An 18,011-nucleotide genomic window follows, 5' to 3' on the forward strand; every position below is an offset into this window, starting at 1 on the left:
TCTCCTAATATTTATGCTGATTAATTGTTGAAACCATTCTGGTAAAGAATTTTGTTTTGTATTCTAAAACCATGAGTAAATTAATAATTATGATATTTATAAAAAAGTTTAAAGAGTTAAATGTAAAGTAGAAAATAAAGCTAGCTCAAAAGTAATTCTTAATTCCAAAAAAGTAAGTATTTAACGATTTGGTTAAATACACCTCTTTAATTGCGTTGTAGCTCGCTGAATCGATAATTCCAAATACCTTAAAGTAAATTGGATTGATCAAAAAAGTATTTAGAAGAATTAATACTAATTGAATAATTACAAATGAAGGACTAAACATTAAATTTAAAATAACAAGATGTTTTTGAATACTTGGATTTTTATTTTGATTTTGATTGCGTTTATAAAAGAGTTTTATAACGAGTGCAAAACACAAAATAAAAATCAGTTGAAATAAAAGTCCTACAAAGTTTCCTAGAAAGCTAAGTACAATAATTCCAGGTTGTAAAATTGACACAATAATAAATTTTAAAAGCAATAAAAGTATTGTGTGCTTTAAATCAATTAGATAGAAAGTAAAAAAGACAATAAAAAGCGAAATATTAAAACTTAAAAAGTAAAACTTAAAAGATAAGCTAATTCATTCAATTAGTATTGCAAAGGCTAAAAAAATAGCAGTTAAAACTAATCAATAAATCTCTTTTTTAAAACTATTTTTATTTGGTACCAAAAATTCTATCTCCTGCATCACCTAAACCAGGTTCGATGTACCCGTGTTCATTCAATTTATCATCAAGTGATGCTAAATAAATTTTGAAATCATTTCCGAATTCTTGATGAATTTTCTCTACACTATTAGATACACCAACTAAGCATACCAATTGAATGTTTGTAAACCCATCTTCTTGCAAGGTTTTAATTGCATCTGCAGCAGAGTTTCCTGTAGCTAACATCGGATCAACTACAATGATAAGTGAATCTTTTGGAACTTCTGGCATTTTGTAAAAGTATGGAACTGGTTGTAATGTTTCTTCATTACGATACATTCCAATGTGTCCCACACGTGCTTGAGGCACTAAATTTAAAATTCCTTCAACCATTCCTAATCCAGCACGCAGAATTGGAACAAGCACGATTTCTTTATCAAATGTAAATCCTTGGTATTCTTGGTTTAATGGAGTAAGAATTGTTGTTTGTTTTGTTTGGTAATCTCTTAGAATTTCATAAACCATTAATGAAGCAATTTCATTTAAATTATTCCTAAAAACTAAGTGATCTGCGTGTTTATCACGCATTTTAGTTAACTTAATTTGAATCAGTGGATGATTAATAATTTTGAGCATTATTTTCTCCTTTAAAAATGAGCTTTTTATGTTTTATATTATATTAGATATATCAAAAACAAAAGTGTTTTTTTAGTTTGTTTTTAGTTCAAAAATGGTAAACTCAATCATTAAAAGTGAATAAAAATTACAGTTTGACTTTGATATTTTGAATAAGTTTAAAAAATCATCATATTTTTTCTTTTTTATAGACTCTTTTTTCACTACAAAGTGCAATTACAATCAAGATTTTATTAAGTTTTCTTTTTAAGAATTAGTAAAAAATCAAACTAAAATAAAATAAATTGTAAGATTTTAAATTTTATTTTTTAAAAGCATATAATTATTGTATAAATAAGCATATAGGAGGGCTTATTGTTATGAAGATGATTGTCAAAATCATCAAAAGGAAAAACATGAAAAAATGATATAAAAAACTAATCATTGCAACCTCTATTGTTTCAAGTACAATGATTTTTCCTACAATAGTTCTTTCTGCAAAAACAGAAAAAAATAATGATTATGACTTTATAATCAATTCAGAATTAGCAAGAGTTAATAGATTTGATAATAATTTACATATTGTTAATTTTTCAAACGTAATTACCGACTTAAATGGTCATAAAGTTTTATTAATTTCCTTTGATAATATGTATTCAATTGTAGAAATTAAAAATTTAATTACATTAGAAACAAACTGAGAAGATATTTCTCAGTTATCTCAAAAAAATAATTTATTTTACGTTACCACAATAGGTATAGTTGAAAAAATAAATTCTAATCAATATAAAAGTGTTTTAAGTGGTGAAATTTATGATTATAGCAATATAAAGGATTTTGTTTTAAAATTAAATTTCTCACGTAGTGCAGATATTAAAAACGAAGAAATCGAAAAAAGAGAAAGTGAAATCAAATCACTCACTTCATCCGAAATAACTTCTGAACCTAAAAAATTACCATATACAATAGTTAATGACGCATATATTTGGAGAGGTTCAAAAGAAATGTTTGGTTCAACACCCAATATAAGCAATTTAACAGAACATGCTTGGTGGTGATTAACCAGAGATACTAAGGCTAAAATAGGTTATGATTTGCCAAGAGAAGATGAATATCCTAATGTAGATAAAAGTAGTGGATGATGCTGTTATCACGCATTAGCAAACTTGCTTTTGTATAATGAATTGTTTAAATATCCTGCGTTATTTTCTGATTCTGAGTATAAATCATACATAACTTATGATTCTAATCCAGAAAACAAGATTCTTTACACTTCACCAATATTTAAATGAAACAAGTTTAACGATCATCCAAAAAATGAAGAGGACCGCAGAACATTTGCTTATTTCTTACATAAACTAAATAATAAGAATTACCATAATTTTCACGGCGGTAATGCAGGAGTAAGTTTCAATGAGTTATATCAAAAGTTTGTAAACAATAAAGAAGTAAAAAACAAGTATCAAACTTTTTATAGTGATAATTGAAATAACTCATTTAGAAACGCTTATAAAACAATTATAAATGATAAACTTCCTGTTATTTTAACAACCGCTGATGTTGATGAAGAAAAATACACAAGATTTAACCACGCTTTTGTAGCTTATGGTTATGATAAAGATACAAACCAATTTTTAATTACTAATTTATGAGGTGGAAAGCGTACATCAGCTTGTTTATTATCTTATTATTTAATGGCAGATTATTATTCTTACTTCGCTATAAAACCTTTAAGTTTTTCAAAGACTTCTGATTATTTTAAACCATATTTCTTATATAAAGGTAAAAGATATAATTGACAAAGAATAGAGGATTACATTTTTTATGACCAAAGCGCAAACGTTTAATACTAAAAAAATATATATTTTAATCCTAAATATAACAATTATAACTTTCTTACTTATTGGTTTTATTTCTCTAATTTATGTTAGTTCAAGACTTGGAGAAGATATAACACCAGTAGTGTCTTCTGAAAATAACGATGGCTGTTCATCTTGCATTCCGGTATTTTATACAATGGATAAATGAACAAGATATTTCCCAACGTATCTAATTGCTGGTTTCTTATTATATTTTGCTCAATTAGCATGTTTAATAATCAATAAAAACAAAATAATTTATTCATTTTTACCTATTTTTTATATTAAAAAAATAAATTTAGATTTTGTTAATAAAAAACAATTTTTAACAATATCTATAATTAGTCTTACAACACTAATAATTCTCTTTATAGGTGCTACCATCACTTTAATTCTTGGATTATGTTGACCTTTTGCTTATCGACATAAATTATTAAGAGTTAATATTGTTCTATGAATTTTCAGCAGTATTTTGCTTGGATTTTATTTATTTATTTGAATTCCAGAATTTAAAAGACTTAAAAAACTAAATTTCCAACTTAAAAACTAACTCGCAACACACTTTAAAATGAAGTGTGTTTTTTTAAGCAAAAACAAATGATTAATAAGTGATTTTTGTATAAAAAAAATCGCTAGATAGCGATTTATATTATTTACGAATGTTAAGGTCTTGAAGAGCTTTTGTGTAAGCATCAAGATTTGTTTCTTTAAGGTGTTTTAATAAAACTTTACGTTGTGAAATTTTAGCTAAGAAACCTCTACGTGAGTGGTTGTCTTTAGGGTTGTTTTTGAAGTGTGATTTTAAAGCTTCGATATCTTCTGTTAAGATAGCGATTTGTACAACTGTGTTCCCTGTATCTTTAGCGTTTTTACCGTATTGTTTTACTAATTCAGCTTTTCTTTCTTTTGAAACCATAATATTTCTCCTTCTATTATGTTTTAAACCTAGCTAATATATTTATATTGACCAAGCTTAAAATTTGTGTTTACTAATCTAATTAGCTTGTTAATTATATATGTTTTTTATTTTATAAAAACAATAAAAAACTAAAATTTTTATGAAATTTATCATTTTTTCAAATGAATATATTTGTAATAAATTTGTATAATTTAGTTAAATAAATCAAACAACCTTATAAGGAGTTAATAATGAATTTAAACAAAAAGATTATCTTTGCTCTTGCCTCTAACATTGCATGCTTTGCTTTAATGATTTTTTTCTGAGCAACACTTTTTATTTCAATTGCAAATGTTATTTTTGGTTTTTTATTTACAATAGCTTGAATTACCGCTTTAGTCTTTAACATTCTAGTTAACTTAGACTTAGAAGTTAAAGGAAATGTTTCACTTAAAACACAATCAATCACCCTTTGAGTTGGTACAGGATGTTTAATTTTCGGTTTCATTGGAACAGTTATCTCAGTAATCGCTTTAGGATGAATGCTTGCTGAAAGAAATAAAGGACTTAAAGTTGAAGTTGCCGATGTAGTTGAACCAGAAGCTATTGAAAACAAAAAAGACGAAGAACAAAATAAAGAAAAATAAAAATATTCGAATAAGTTTGATTTTTAACAATAAAAAGAATAAAAAAGCACTTTTTGTGCTTTTTCTTTTAAAATTGTTTTTTAAATTTACATTTTTTACTAAAATTATATTTATGAATAATGATAAAGATAAATTAGAAACATTAAATACTCAAAATGAAAATAACACACAAAGTAAAGAAGTATTATTTATTACTGAACCAGCAGAACACGATCCAAAGACTAATAAAAGAAAGAAATTCTTAACTAGAGCTTTACCAATTCTTGGTGGAGTTGCAGTTATCGGATGCTCAGTTGGTGTTGCTGTTTATAAAACCGATAGACGTTTAAGTGCTAGATATGATGATTTAATTAAAAGAGAACACGAAACATTTGTAGCTTTAAATGACAGATACGGTAAAGTGCTAAAAAATAGTAAATTTTATCCAGAAGCTAAAAAACTAGATGATCAAGCAACTAAATATATTAACAACGAAGAATCAATTAGTGGATACGGAGCAAGAAGATTCGAAAGTAAATATAATAAATATATTGAGGCATTAAGTGTGGATAGTCACTTAGTAATGGTTGAGTCACAACTTAATACCAAGTGAAACAACCGTGGTGTAGCAATGCAACGTGAAGACTTGCAAAACTTAATTGATAAATATCGTAAAGTATTGCAAGAACAATTCGATGGTTCTGGAACAATCGAAACATTAAGTTTATCATTTGATTTTGCTCGTGAAGCTGCTCCAATTGAAGAACAATTAAATGCATACTACGAACAAGTGTCAAAAATTGCTGATCAAATTGCGACATTAAAAGTAACAGCTAACGACTTAGTTAAGAAATTAACCAACGCAGGTAAAGAGGCAGATGCTAAGAAATTTAAAGCATACTTAGATAAAGTTTCTACTAGTTCAAATATGGATTTAGTTGCTGCCCAAGCTGAACTTCAATTCCTTGAAAAACAAATTGATACCTACAATAATATCCTTAAAGAAAAATAAGATTTGCATAAAGTACCTACTTTATGCTTTTTTTGTATAAACAATAGAATTTATTAAAATTAAAATATGGAAAACAATAATAAAGAACAATTAATTACATCTGATTTAGAAACTAAAAAACATAAGAGATGAAAAAGAATTTGAAGTTCAGTATTTTTTGGTGGAACTTTACTAATTTCTGTTGGTATAGCTGTTGGAGTTACTTATACTGTAAAAAATAACACCATAAATCTAAGTGATGAATATATTCGAATGGCTAATAATGTTATAGAAGAAATTAAAAAAGAAGATTTAATGAAAATGGCTGAAAAAAGTAGTTATTACCAAAAAACAATGAATGACTTTGCAGAAGCACAAAAACTTAAAAATGAGAATACTAAATATACCATTCAAGCAAAGAAAGAATTTGCAGAAGAATATTTATTATATAGCCGAGCATTACAAGGTGATGCATTTTATTATGAAACAATCGATAAAGTTAACAATTGACCAATTTTAAAAAATGAAGGATTAGCTACAGAAAAACAAGAATTACTTACTGCAGCTGCAAACCTAAAAGAATCTATTGCTAAAGCAGTTGCAAATAACGATGAAGATACATTAACATTTTCAATTGCTGATTTTCTTGTAGAAAGAATGAAAAAAGTTTTTGCAATAGCAGAATATAAAGAAAAATTGAATAAAATAAACGAATCGTTAGATGAACAAATAAGCAGATGCAAAGAATTAGTATTTGAACTTTCGAATGTCGTAGATAAAACAAATAGCCAAAAACTTTCTGACTACGTTCAAGATTTAGTTTCTAAGAGCACTAAAGACGATTCAATAACCAAAATTGAAAATTTACTAGAAAAACTTAAACAACTATACGAAGAATATAACAAAATCCTAACAGAAAAAAAGAGCACAAGTGATTAACTTGTGCTTTATTTGTTAAATTGTTCTTTAGCTGAAAGATAATCTAATTCCATTACGTTATCTTTTTGTTTTGAAATAATCAGTCTAACTTTATTTAAAACAGTAACTAAAATCATTTGATTATCTTTGATATTTAAATTATCTAAATCAATTGGATGAATAAATCTTTCTTGTTGCATATTTACGTGTAATAACACATAAAAACACATATTATCGATTTGAGTAATTGCAAGATAAATTCCAGGATGCATCGCTGTTAAATATTTAAAAGTTTGTAGTGGCTCATCTTTTTTATAATAAGCACTAAAAGCATATTCGCTAACTGGCAATAATTCATTCACGTATTGCACATTACCTACATAAAGTTCTTCCTTTAATTTAGATGTAGACACCTTTTGATTATTATCTAAATAAGGTTTATAAGCATGTACTTCAGCATTAGGTAAGATTCTTTGGATATCACTTGCATCACAACTTGCATTTCTTCCGAATTTAAAATCAGCACCAACGATAATTTGACATTTTAAATTATTAGTTAATTTTTGTAAAAATTCTTCACCAGATAAAAGTGCTACTTTTGAAAAAACAAGTTCAACAATTGCATCTATTTCCAATTGAGCCATTGTTAAATATTTTGCATTATTATCAGTAAATACTTGTTTTTTAAATTTAGGCATTAAGTCTTCATTACTAAAAGTAACTAATATTTTTCTTCCTTTTTCTTTTTGTAGCATTTCTTGATATAAGAGAAAATGCCCTTTATGAAATGATTCGAAACTTCCGATGATAAAAGCGTCGTTTTCTTGTGGAGTAAAAGATTCAAACGGAATAACTAAAATACTATCTTCATCAATTTCGACTTTTGGTTCAACAAAATGTGTCATTAGATTAATTTTAACTCTTTTAATTTTCAGTAAGCACCATCGTATTCACAATCAAGTGCAATATCATTTGCTACACGTTTGATTTTATCGTTAGCTCTTTCCATTGCTACACCATAATGTGCATCACGAATCATTTCAAAGTCATTTGAACTATCACCAAAGGCAATTAAGTTATCCATTGAGTAACCTAATTGTTTAGTTAAAATTTCTAAAGTATGACTTTTAGTTACGTTCTTAGGAGAAATGAAAAATCCTCTTGATCAACGAGCGGAAATTTCCATTTCATAACCTTTTTCTTCGATGTATTTAGACATTTTATCGCTAAGTTCTCTAGTATTATGTGCAGAGTTGATAGTAATTACATATAAATCTGTGCGAGAAAGGTAACCTTCAGCAAAATCATAATAATTTTGTTCAAATGGTCTAATAAATCATGAAGTAGTTTGTAAAGAAGGAGATTTGTAAACTTTATCAAAGTCTGATACAGAGAATCCATCCATTTCTTCGTCAAAAGTACGATAAATATCAATCACTTCTTCTTTCTTTAAAGTTGCTTTAAAAGTAAAGTCTTTTTTATTATTGTCTCAAATAAAAGCACCGTTAGCACCAATAAAGTAATCTACAGGTGCAAGTTGTTCTAAAAAGTCTCCAATTGTCGCAAACTCTCTGGCTGTAGAAATTACTGTAACAATCCCTTGATCTTTTAACATTTGAAACATTTTTCTTGTGTTTTCACTAAAACGTGTTTCTCCATTTGGTAATAATGTCCCATCGACATCAAAAGCTGCTATTTTAATTGTTTTCTTTAAGTTTTTCATTATAACCTTTCCATAAATACTTTTTTTGGTGAAAATTTTTCATCTTTAACCTCACCAACACTAGCTACTTGATTATTATTTATAGCTAAATAAATTCCATCTTTACCATTTCTTTTAGTAAATGAACGTCCAAACTTTAGTTGATTTTTTTCATAATCATTTAAATCAAAGGTTGGTAACACAAATAACTCGTTTAAACTAATTTCACTTAATTCATTTTCTTTTAAATTATCTAATTTCACTTTTCCACATTCTTTTCTAAGTAACGAATCCATTACACAAGAATTATCACATTCTTTAGCAAGATCCATTAAGACACTTCGAACGTATGCACCTTCAGAAACTTTCATTTCAAATTTAGCCCATTGTTTCTCAAAATCAAATTCAAGTAATTTTAATTCATAGATAGTAATTGATTGTGGTTTGATTTCAAACTCAACATTTTTTCTTGCTAAATCATAAGCTTTTTGTCCGTTTATTTTTTTAGCACTGTAAATTGGTGGTATTTGTGTTGTTTGCTGTTTGATCTTTAAAATTGCTTGTTCAATTTGTTCTTTTGTAACTGAATTATCAGTAACTTTTTTATATTCTGTATCTATATCATATGAGTCAGAATAGTACCCAAACAAACAAGTTGTAACATATGTTTTTGTTTTATCATCAATATACTGTAATAACTTGGTGTCTGATTCTGTTGCAATAATCATTAAACCGCTAGCTAATGGATCTAAAATACCAGTATGCCCTATTTTCTTTGTTCCTAGTTCTCTACCTAATTTTCGAACTGTTTGATTAGCAAAATCACCTGATTTTTTATAGAACTTATAAAACATCTTCTGTCCTTTCTGAAAAATCTAGCAATTTATTTCTATAGTAGATATAACGTTGTTTTTCGAGTTCGATTATTTTAGGTAATCCGTTAAGTGAATTTTCTATAAAGTTCTCTAAAAAAGTTAATTTATCAGATACTTCTTTTTGTACTTCAACATTTGGTAAAGTTAGCAATATCTCTCTTACTGTTGGAGTTGCAATATAAGGAATTCCACCAGTTCTTGCTTCAAATTTGTGTATATACTTCAGATAAAAATATAAAAACTTTAAGTCTAATATATCTGTCTTTTCTTGTGTTAAAGAATAAACACGACTGACCGGATAAATAGGTTCGTTAAAATATTTAACATATCCTAATGTTCCTACCCTAGAGATACTAATAGAATTATTTGGTACATATGGAATATCGGTATATCCGAAAATCATATTTTCATCTTTTCCGTTTCCAATTACTGGAACGTAATATTTATCATCTTTGTGTAAAGATCCTTGAACATTGACTAAATCTTTACCTATAACTATTTTTACAATATCATCAAGTAGATACGATTTTAATTTAAAATTTTTGTCAATTTTTTTAAACGTATTTTTTATGTACGTATTTAATTGTTGTTTTCTTAGCATAAGCTCATGCGTAAGGTTATGCGTAAGGTCAGTAAAAGCGTCTAATGATTCAACAATAAATTTTTGGCTTTCTAGATCAATAATCGGAAATAATTCATTAGAAAAAGAGTTTAAATTAATAGAGTTAAACGTACCACCTTTATTAAGGTTTCTACCTTCAATTCTCTCGACAAGAATAAAGAAAAGATAATAAACAAATTTAGGACTTATATATTCTTTAAAATAACCTTTAATCGCAAAATTTGTAAATCTTCTATCAGCTCACGCATCTTTTTCAAGATAACCAATTTCACCAACAGTTGCTGAATTCGAAATGATAATAGAATCTTTAGGAAATAATTTTCTATTTCCTAAAACCATTGCATTTACTTTTAAAATAGAATCGGTTAAAAATCTACCATGTTCTCTTATATCTTTAAGAGAAAAAACATCAATTGTTGGATTTTCATAAAATTCGCTAACTTTTGTAGAAATACTTTGTCCACCACGTATATCAAACACTTCTTTCAGTGTTAATCAAACAACTTTGGTACTATCTAATTGTTTGATTTTTTCAATAATTTTGTGATCAATTGATTGTTTCATTTTAACTCTCTTTCTAATAGTTCTTAAATTATATAAAATAACCTCAAATAGTTAAAAAATGAATAACTTTTCGTAAGCAAACATTAAAAGCTTTAGTATTTTTAATACTAAAACACTTGTTAAAAACTGAATTTTGCAAGTCCAAGCAAATTAAAAAATGCTATAATAAATTTTAATTATGAATAAGACAGTGAATAAAAAGCCAATTATTATCTTTAGTGGACCAAGCGGAGTAGGTAAAGGAACAATCGAAAGATTGCTTTTTGACTTTGAAGAACTTAACCTATCTTTATCTTGCTCTGCAACAACAAGAAAAAGAAGAGAGGGTGAATTACACGGTATTCATTACTACTTTATTGATGAAGATGAATTTCGTGACAAAATCAAGAAATTCAAATTCTTAGAATTCTCATATCATTTAGGAAATTACTACGGAACATTATTTAGTGAATTAGACAAAATCCACGCAAAACACAAAGTTCCAATGCTTGAAATTGAAACACGTGGAGCAAAACAAGTTATCGACAAACTTTCTAGTGGTGAAAATGCTGATAAATATAACTTAATCACTATTTTTGTACTTCCTCCAACAATGGAAGACTTACGAATTCGTATTTTAAAACGTGGTTCAGAAGATGAAGAAACACTTAAAAAACGTCTTAAAAAGGCTGAACACGAAATTGAAGAATCTTCAATTTTTAGATACAAAATTATAAACGACTCACCTGAACGTGCTGCTGATGAAATCAGAGCAATCTTACACAAGGAAATCGGAATTGATTAATTATTTTGCAAATTCTTCTAAAGGTGAGATTCGTCCTAAAAATGATGATCGTGTTGGTGTTTTCGAACGTGATAATGCAATTTTAGCAGTACTTTGCGATGGAATGGGTGGACATTTAGCTGGAGATATTGCAGCTAGTACAGTTGTTAATTCTCTTGGAATTGAATTTCAAGAAACTTTTCGCTTTATTGATGCAATCGAAACTAAAAATTGAATTACATCAGCCATTGAAATTGTTAAATCTGATTTAAAGAAAATTGCTGAAGCAGATTATGAAAAATCACAAATGGGAACCACATTAGTAGCTTGTTTAATTATTCCTGATGAAAAACGTTTCTTTGTTTTTAACGTCGGAGATTCACGAGCTTATGCATATACAACCAATTTAGAATTAATTCAAATCACTAAAGACCAAAATGTCGCTAACTCTTTAATTGAACAAGGTGCTAACTTAGAGTTAGCCTACCAAGTACCTAACGCAAGACACTTAACAAGTGCTCTTGGGCCTAAAATCTCTACAACAGTAGAAATTTACGACTTTGATGAAAAAAGTTACGACAAAATTGAAAAAATCTTACTAACTTCAGACGGTGTTCATGAATTTATGTTTTTAAATGAAATTGAATATATCATTAAACAACCAAAAGCACCTGAAGCTATTGTAAATCAATTAATTGCACAAGCTGCAATGAACCAATCTAACGATAATATGAGTGCAATCGTACTTGATTTTAATCGTGAAAAAGTAGAGGTAGATGATGCCAAATAACGTTCCAGTTAATAATATTATTTATAATTCGACAGTATATGACAAATACGAATTAATTAGTATTATCGGTAAGGGTGGCATGGGTATTGTTTATCTTGTTCGTGATTTAAAAAACAAACAATATTATGCTTTAAAATACCGTAATAACGACTTAAATAATACCAATTTAAGTCGTTTTATTGCGGAACGTAAATTACTTGGTCGACTTAACTGTAAAAATATTCCAAAATTATTCGATTACTATGAAGATGAAAAAGAACAATATTACGTAATGGAATATATTGACGGAACAACATTACACAAAAAAATTAGTGATAATGGATATTTATCAACTCGTCAAGCGGTTTACTACGCTAAGCAAATCGCTGAAGCTCTAGGTGAATTACATGCTAACGGAATTATTCACCGTGATATTAAATCACAAAACATTTTAGTTAACGTAGCTCATGAAGTTAAAGTTGTTGACCTTGGAATTTCATTATCAAAAGAAAGTCAACGTTTAACTAAAACTAACGCTGTAGTATGTAGTCCATACTATGCAGCTCCTGAACTTTCAATTAAAAGCACTAAGATTACTAAAGCGGTTGATATTTATGCCTTAGGAATTGTACTCTTTGAAATGATCATCGGAAAATATCCATTTGAAGGTGAAGTGGAAGCACAAACCATTTTAATGCACCGTAAAAACACATTTCCTGATCCTCGTAGTTTCAGAGATATTCAACAAGCATTAGCGAATGTTATTATTAAAGCTACAGCTAAAAACCCAAACGATCGTTACCAAGATGTTTGAGAATTTATTGATGATTTAAGTACTTGCTTAGATAAAGAAAGATTTTTAGAAAAACCTTTATCTCCAAAAACATTACAAACTAAAAAGAGTATTCCAGATGTTATAAACTCTAATTGATTTTTAGTTGGTGCAATATTATTTATTCTTGCAATTATTATTACAGTTATTTTATTGGTGGTATTTTTATAATGGAAAAGATTTTTCGTATTCACTCAATTATTGCAGGTATTTATCATTTATACGATGATAAAACACACGAAACCTTAAAAATACCAGCTGCTGGTAAATTAAGATACCAAGGTGTTACACCAGTAGTTGGTGATTTAGTTGAAGTTAAAGATAACTTAATTACTAAAGTGCTTGAACGTAAAAATGAATTCATTCGCCCTAAAGTTGCTAACATTGATCAAATGTTTATTTTTATGTCAATTAAAGAACCTGAATTTCAAAGTTTTTTAGTTGATAAATATTTAGCCATTGTTGAAAGCAAAAACATTATTCCATTTTTATGTTTAACTAAAGTTGATTTAGATAATGTTCTTGCAAAGCAATGGCTAGACTATTATCAAGGAATGAATTATCAAGTCTTTTTAATTGATAATGATAATCCAAATTATTATGATGCTATGCATCCGTTTTTCAAGGATGAATATTCAGTTTTCATGGGTCAAAGTGGAGTAGGAAAAACCACCACTTTAAATTACCTAGGAAATCACGATTTTGAAACTCAACAAATCTCAAAAGCTCTCGGACGTGGAAAACATACCACAAGAGTTGTACAAGCCATTCCGTTTAATGAAGGGTTTTTAATTGATACTCCAGGATTTTCATCGTTAGAACTGAATATGACAAAAATAGAGCTTGCTCAAAGCTTTAAAAGTTTTAAAGAGCTAGCTAAAACATGTAAATTCCGTTCATGTTTGCACATAAATGAACCTGAAAATTTCTGTGCTGTCAAACAAAAAGTAGGGACTTTAGAAGTACCTACTTTAAGATATGAGAACTATTTAAAGCTACAAAAAGAATTAGACTAGTATAATTTAAATAGTTATCATAAGGAGAATAAATATAATGAAAAAATATGTTACACCAAGTTTATTAAACGTTGAACCTGAAAAAAGATTAGAGGTTGCTAATACATTAGTACAAAACGGTATTAAATGAATTCACTACGACATTATGGATGGTGAATTTGTTCCTAACACAGCTATTACACCAAAAGAAATTGCTAATATTGCAGCAAAAGGATTGCCACATATGAAAGATGCTCACCTTATGGTGGTTGACCCATATTCATATGTTGATTCAGTTAAAGATAGTGTAGATGTAATTACATTCCACTACGAAGCTATTATGGATGATGAAGAAAAGTTCGAAGACTTTTTAAATGAATATCATCACGAACTTAAAATTGGACTTGCAATTAAACCAGAAACTAGAGTTTCTGAAATTAAAAAATATTTAAATAAATTAGCTTTAGTTTTAGTGATGTCAGTTGAACCAGGTAAGGGTGGACAAAAATTCATGCCTGTTGCTCTTGAAAAAATTCACGAATTAAAAGAATTAAGATCAAGAAATGGATATGACTACTTAATTCAAGTCGATGGTGGAATTAACGGTGAAACAGGACCAGAGTCATTCCACGCTGGTGCTGATGCATGTGTTGCTGGTACATACTTAGTATTTGAACCAACTAAAGAAAGAATTGACTCAGTACTTGGTCGTTACGCAAATCATAATAAATAGTTGTCATCTGACAACTTTTTTATTACTTATTTTTAATAAATAGTAGTAAAAAAGAATATAATAATCACGAGGTTATTATGCATTTAAATAAAACCCGTACTTTCTTAATCGTTAATTGATGCAATGGTGCACTTTTTGGCTTTACATCTATTTTCTTTATTGTTTGTGTAATTCTTTCAAATGTTCCAATTACATTTGATGACGGTGCAGCTCTTTCATGAAACGAACCAATATTTTTCTGACTAGTTTGATTCTGTCCTTTATGGCTTATTACATTACTTATTCTATTACATAACTTAGTCATTATTATTTCTCACAAAATTAACTTTCCAATGGTCATGTTACCATTAAGTAAAAAACGTAAAGATGAACTTGCTGCAATTGAACTAAAAGGTTCTAAGGGTGTCTTAATTAGTTTTATCATCTTTACATTATTAATTTTATTCGTTATGTCTCTTACATTTTTTGGTGTCGTTTTATATGTGCAAGCACTAAATTCGGAATCACATGAAGAATGCATTAAACATTCTATTGAAATGGTATGTATTAAAATAACCCCAGCATATGTATATATTCCTTTCTTATGTACTTCAATCTACTCATTAATTTTGGCAATCACATTTGTCACATACAATTGCATTACATTCTTTAAGAAAGTTAAAAAACCAAATACAAGAATAGCAAATTAACCCTTGCTATTTTTTCCTGGGTTTCCGAGTTGTAACTAGGTAAAAATAAATACACCTAAAAAATAGGTGTATTCGTAAACCTAAAATAAAATTACTTGTACAAAATTGCATTTACAATATTTGATATTGTTTTGTAATCTTGTACTTGTTTTTTATTATCTTCATTTTCAATGAAAGTTTTTTCTACTTCTTTTGAGTTTATATACTTAACAAAATATTCAGCTGAAACAATAGCTTCAATAAATCTTTTGTTTGTGTAATGTTCATATAAAACTCCACTATTTTCCAAAGTTGAATTTACTAAATAAAGTGAGTATTTTAAAATAACTAACGACATAAAGCATAATGTAAAATGTGCGATGATGTGTTCATCTTTTCACACATACATTGGTCTAACTTCTAAAGCTGTTTTCAATGTTCTAAAGTTTTCTTCTATTTGTCATTGTTGACTGTAAATATCAATTATTTCAAACGGAGATAAATCAAATCTATTTGTCTCGTAAATGTAATAACCGTCATATTTTTCATCTTGTTGAATTTTTTCTACATCTAACTCATAGTAAGATTTACCAATTTGTTTGAAAAAACGACACTTTTTAGAACCGGTTAAGTCATTTGCATTAACATAACCATCTTTATTTTTTCTTTTGTTAAAATTGTTTATTAAAGTTTTTCTATCTTCTCTATCTTTTGCTGCACGACTTTCGCTGAAAGTAATAATTCTTTTTCTAACTTCACCGTTAGGTCTTTTACTTTTAAAAAGCGAAGCATATGTCATTTCTTTAAATTTAATATTATTTTTTTCGATGTAATCACTTTCATCCAAAACATATTCCTTAAACTTTTTACTACTTGTTTTTAGTCTATAAGAAATAATATAGTTAATTTTATGTTGCTCTAAAAAACGAATATTAGAGTTGATACTCATACCTTTATCAGCAATAATTGTGACATTTTGAATTTTGTAAATTGACATTATTTCCAACATAAAAGGTATCATTGTTTTGCAATCTGCAGTAGAACCCTTGAATACTTTAAAAATGTATTGGTATTCCATTAATATCAGTCGCCATTCCAATCACAACTTGATCTTCTTTAAATTTTTCCATTCTTTTGAATAACCAGGATATCTTAAACCATCTCTTACAAAACTTTCAAAGTAAGTTGTGGTTGAATCAAAGAAAAATAAATTCACATTTCTATTTGTTAATTCACCTATTCTTTGGTTTAAATTAATTAATAATTGATCTTTTTTGTCGAAAATATAATCTAATAAACCGTAAAATGACGTTTTCTTAACATCTGGAGTTTCTACAAATTTATGTTTATTTTGAAAAATTCCGATCATACTTGTAGGGTCTAAAATACGTGAAGTAATTGTGTATTTCAACAATTTATCTAAATCTTTATGTTTAGATTTTTGAATGTTTGAAAATAAATTCATACTATCAATTACTTTATAAATAGTTTCAACACCATATTTAACTGTTTTTGTTTCTACGGTTTGACTATTTAATGATTTCAGTAAAATTTCTTTAACTTTTTCCTTGCTTTCAGTAGTAGGGATTTTTTCTGCTTCTTTTTTGAGAACACTAATTGGGTCAGAAACAATTTCCATTAACTTTTCCAACCTACCAATTCCTACTTGATTACTATAACCTTTTCCGTAACCGTTTGAAACTGCTACCGAAACATATGTATGATCTTTTCTTTTATGTTTGATGACAATGAATTTTTCCATATTTTCATTATATCATTTTATACAAGTAATACAAGTAAAAAAATAAGAAAATTAGTGTTACCTATTATTTACATAGTAAATAATAGAAAAAATTAGAATAAAAAATTGAGCTTCCAACTCGGAAACTCAGGAGCATATGTATATATTCCTTTCTTATGTACTTCAATCTACTCATTAATTTTGGCAATCACATTTGTCACATACAATTGCATTACATTCTTTAAGAAAGTTAAAAAACCAAATACAAGAATAGCAAATTAACCCTTGCTATTTTTTCTTGCTAATTTAAAAAGTCGCGAAAAAAATGACCCTCTTGGGTCATCAAAATAAAATTAAAGGACAATTTAATAAATGAAATTGAAATGGAGCGAGTGAAGGGAATCGAACCCTCATAGTCAGCTTGGAAGGCTGAAGTTCTGCCATTAAACTACACTCGCGTTTAATGCTTTAATATTATAACACGTTATTATTAAATACCAAAGCATTTTTTAATTTTTTTAATAATTTTATTATTCACTCAATTTAAGTAAGTCTAAGTTAAGCTCAACCATTGTTTTTTTACCGAATGTTTCGATAGAAATAGTAGCTTCATTTACTTCAACGTTAAGTTTTTCAATTGGACCAATTTCACCTTTATATGGACCATCGATTACTTCTACTAAGTCACCTACTTGTAAAGCAAGTAAGTTCTTACCTGTGTTGAATAAGTCGATTGCTTCTTGTTCTGCTTTAGACATTTTACGTATTTCAAGAGCTGAAACAGGTGTTGGTTTTGCTCCTTTTCCTGATGATCCGACTAGCCCTGTAACATATTGTGTGTTACGGATAACAAATCAAGCTTTGTCAGTCATATCCATTTTTGCAAAAATGTATCCTGGATATAAGTTAACTCATTTAACTTTATATGTGTCACCGTGAATTTTTTTATCTAATTCTTTTGGTGTAAGTGTTGGTCTTTTAAAAATTCTAAATGGACCATTTTCTGTTGCTTCTAAATCAAAGTTTCCTTCAACTTGTTCAGCAAAAATACGGTTGTTAAGTGCTTCTACAACGTTTTCTTCTTTTCCTCTAATTGTAGAAATCATATATCACTTGAAATTATTCATTTTAACCTCTTCTACTTA

General features: G+C 27.8%; 20 protein-coding genes and 1 tRNA gene. 11 read left to right on the forward strand and 10 right to left on the reverse strand.

Translation table 4 applies throughout. The features are described 5' to 3' along the window. Window positions 1-4: 4 nt before the first annotated feature. Window positions 5-736 carry an MPN527 family putative ECF transporter permease subunit gene (locus ACPYPZ_RS02360; RefSeq protein WP_426460975.1) on the reverse strand — a complete coding sequence of 244 codons (732 nt, stop codon included), beginning with the start codon at window positions 734-736 and terminating at the stop codon, window positions 5-7. Next, window positions 705-1,331: a uracil phosphoribosyltransferase gene (upp, locus tag ACPYPZ_RS02365; protein ID WP_426460976.1), complete on the reverse strand. Its 627-nt coding sequence runs from the start codon at window positions 1,329-1,331 to the stop codon at window positions 705-707. The genes ACPYPZ_RS02360 and upp overlap by 32 nt, the downstream gene beginning before the upstream one ends. 395 nt (window positions 1,332-1,726) lie before the next feature. On the opposite strand from upp, the gene ACPYPZ_RS02370 reads away from it, so the two are divergent. Then, complete coding sequence (locus ACPYPZ_RS02370; RefSeq protein ID WP_426460977.1) at window positions 1,727-3,157, forward strand: putative cysteine peptidase; 1,431 nt, start codon at window positions 1,727-1,729, stop codon at window positions 3,155-3,157. After that, the gene (locus tag ACPYPZ_RS02375; protein ID WP_426460978.1) at window positions 3,135-3,719 is read left to right on the forward strand and encodes a hypothetical protein; all 585 of its coding nucleotides are present in this window, start codon (window positions 3,135-3,137) and stop codon (window positions 3,717-3,719) included. The genes ACPYPZ_RS02370 and ACPYPZ_RS02375 overlap by 23 nt, the downstream gene beginning before the upstream one ends. Before the next feature lie 99 nt (window positions 3,720-3,818). Here the strand turns inward: ACPYPZ_RS02375 and rpsO are convergent, their stop codons facing one another. Continuing rightward, a complete protein-coding gene (rpsO, locus tag ACPYPZ_RS02380) occupies window positions 3,819-4,085 on the reverse strand; it encodes a 30S ribosomal protein S15 (RefSeq protein WP_426460979.1) in 267 nt (88 codons plus the stop codon). Window positions 4,086-4,318: 233 nt separating this feature from the next. Here rpsO and ACPYPZ_RS02385 point away from each other — a divergent pair, with 233 nt between their 5' ends. From ACPYPZ_RS02385 to ACPYPZ_RS02395, 3 genes are all read left to right on the forward strand, one after another. Beyond that, window positions 4,319-4,714 carry a hypothetical protein gene (locus tag ACPYPZ_RS02385; RefSeq protein WP_426460980.1) on the forward strand — a complete coding sequence of 132 codons (396 nt, stop codon included), beginning with the start codon at window positions 4,319-4,321 and terminating at the stop codon, window positions 4,712-4,714. 112 nt (window positions 4,715-4,826) lie between these two features. Next, complete coding sequence (locus ACPYPZ_RS02390) at window positions 4,827-5,705, forward strand: hypothetical protein (RefSeq protein ID WP_426460981.1); 879 nt, start codon at window positions 4,827-4,829, stop codon at window positions 5,703-5,705. 66 nt (window positions 5,706-5,771) lie between these two features. Further along, window positions 5,772-6,623: a hypothetical protein gene (locus ACPYPZ_RS02395; RefSeq protein ID WP_426460982.1), complete on the forward strand. Its 852-nt coding sequence runs from the start codon at window positions 5,772-5,774 to the stop codon at window positions 6,621-6,623. A gap of 8 nt (window positions 6,624-6,631) precedes the next feature. On the opposite strand, the gene ACPYPZ_RS02400 is transcribed toward ACPYPZ_RS02395, so the two are convergent. Genes ACPYPZ_RS02400 through ACPYPZ_RS02415 form a run of 4 tightly spaced genes read right to left on the reverse strand, consistent with a single transcriptional unit; the run spans window position 6,632 to window position 10,365 of the window. Further along, window positions 6,632-7,507 (reverse strand): FAD synthase, encoded by an 876-nt coding sequence (locus ACPYPZ_RS02400; protein WP_426460983.1) that lies wholly within the window; start codon window positions 7,505-7,507, stop codon window positions 6,632-6,634. Continuing rightward, window positions 7,507-8,325: a YcsE-related riboflavin metabolism phosphatase gene (locus ACPYPZ_RS02405; protein WP_426460984.1), complete on the reverse strand. Its 819-nt coding sequence runs from the start codon at window positions 8,323-8,325 to the stop codon at window positions 7,507-7,509. Before ACPYPZ_RS02405 ends, ACPYPZ_RS02400 begins: the two co-directional genes overlap by 1 nt. Continuing rightward, window positions 8,325-9,158: a tRNA pseudouridine(55) synthase TruB gene (gene truB / locus ACPYPZ_RS02410; RefSeq protein WP_426460985.1), complete on the reverse strand. Its 834-nt coding sequence runs from the start codon at window positions 9,156-9,158 to the stop codon at window positions 8,325-8,327. The genes ACPYPZ_RS02405 and truB overlap by 1 nt, the downstream gene beginning before the upstream one ends. After that, entirely contained in the window at window positions 9,148-10,365 is a 1,218-nt protein-coding gene (locus ACPYPZ_RS02415; protein ID WP_426460986.1) for a restriction endonuclease subunit S, read from the reverse strand. Before ACPYPZ_RS02415 ends, truB begins: the two co-directional genes overlap by 11 nt. A 178-nt stretch (window positions 10,366-10,543) precedes the next feature. Between ACPYPZ_RS02415 and gmk the strand changes: the two genes are divergently transcribed. The 6 genes from gmk (at window position 10,544) to ACPYPZ_RS02445 (ending at window position 15,146) form a co-directional block, all read left to right on the forward strand. Continuing rightward, entirely contained in the window at window positions 10,544-11,149 is a 606-nt protein-coding gene (gmk, locus tag ACPYPZ_RS02420) for a guanylate kinase (protein WP_426460987.1), read from the forward strand. Continuing rightward, window positions 11,142-11,918 (forward strand): PP2C family protein-serine/threonine phosphatase, encoded by a 777-nt coding sequence (locus ACPYPZ_RS02425; protein ID WP_426460988.1) that lies wholly within the window; start codon window positions 11,142-11,144, stop codon window positions 11,916-11,918. Before gmk ends, ACPYPZ_RS02425 begins: the two co-directional genes overlap by 8 nt. Continuing rightward, window positions 11,905-12,900 (forward strand): serine/threonine-protein kinase, encoded by a 996-nt coding sequence (locus ACPYPZ_RS02430; protein ID WP_426460989.1) that lies wholly within the window; start codon window positions 11,905-11,907, stop codon window positions 12,898-12,900. Before ACPYPZ_RS02425 ends, ACPYPZ_RS02430 begins: the two co-directional genes overlap by 14 nt. Further along, complete coding sequence (rsgA, locus tag ACPYPZ_RS02435) at window positions 12,900-13,745, forward strand: ribosome small subunit-dependent GTPase A (protein WP_426460990.1); 846 nt, start codon at window positions 12,900-12,902, stop codon at window positions 13,743-13,745. Before ACPYPZ_RS02430 ends, rsgA begins: the two co-directional genes overlap by 1 nt. 37 nt (window positions 13,746-13,782) lie before the next feature. Further along, the gene (locus ACPYPZ_RS02440) at window positions 13,783-14,457 is read left to right on the forward strand and encodes a ribulose-phosphate 3-epimerase (protein ID WP_426460991.1); all 675 of its coding nucleotides are present in this window, start codon (window positions 13,783-13,785) and stop codon (window positions 14,455-14,457) included. Between the two features lie 77 nt (window positions 14,458-14,534). Further along, window positions 14,535-15,146, forward strand: a complete 612-nt coding sequence (locus ACPYPZ_RS02445; protein WP_426460992.1) for a hypothetical protein — start codon at window positions 14,535-14,537, stop codon at window positions 15,144-15,146. 91 nt (window positions 15,147-15,237) lie between these two features. Here ACPYPZ_RS02445 and ACPYPZ_RS02450 read toward each other — a convergent pair whose 3' ends face one another. The 3 genes from ACPYPZ_RS02450 to nusG all read right to left on the reverse strand — a co-directional run bounded on the left by ACPYPZ_RS02450 (window position 15,238) and on the right by nusG (window position 17,993). Then, window positions 15,238-16,887 (reverse strand): IS1634 family transposase, encoded by a 1,650-nt coding sequence (locus tag ACPYPZ_RS02450; protein ID WP_426460993.1) that lies wholly within the window; start codon window positions 16,885-16,887, stop codon window positions 15,238-15,240. A gap of 363 nt (window positions 16,888-17,250) precedes the next feature. Beyond that, window positions 17,251-17,324: transfer RNA gene (locus tag ACPYPZ_RS02455), tRNA-Gly, on the reverse strand. A gap of 72 nt (window positions 17,325-17,396) precedes the next feature. Further along, on the reverse strand, window positions 17,397-17,993 hold the full coding sequence (gene nusG, locus ACPYPZ_RS02460) for a transcription termination/antitermination protein NusG (protein ID WP_426460994.1): 597 nt from the start codon (window positions 17,991-17,993) through the stop codon (window positions 17,397-17,399). Between the last annotated feature and the right edge of the window lie 18 nt (window positions 17,994-18,011).

This window comes from Mycoplasma hafezii, from assembly GCF_049942695.1.
Classification (GTDB): Bacteria; Bacillota_I; Bacilli_A; order Mycoplasmatales; family Metamycoplasmataceae; genus Mycoplasmopsis; species Mycoplasmopsis hafezii.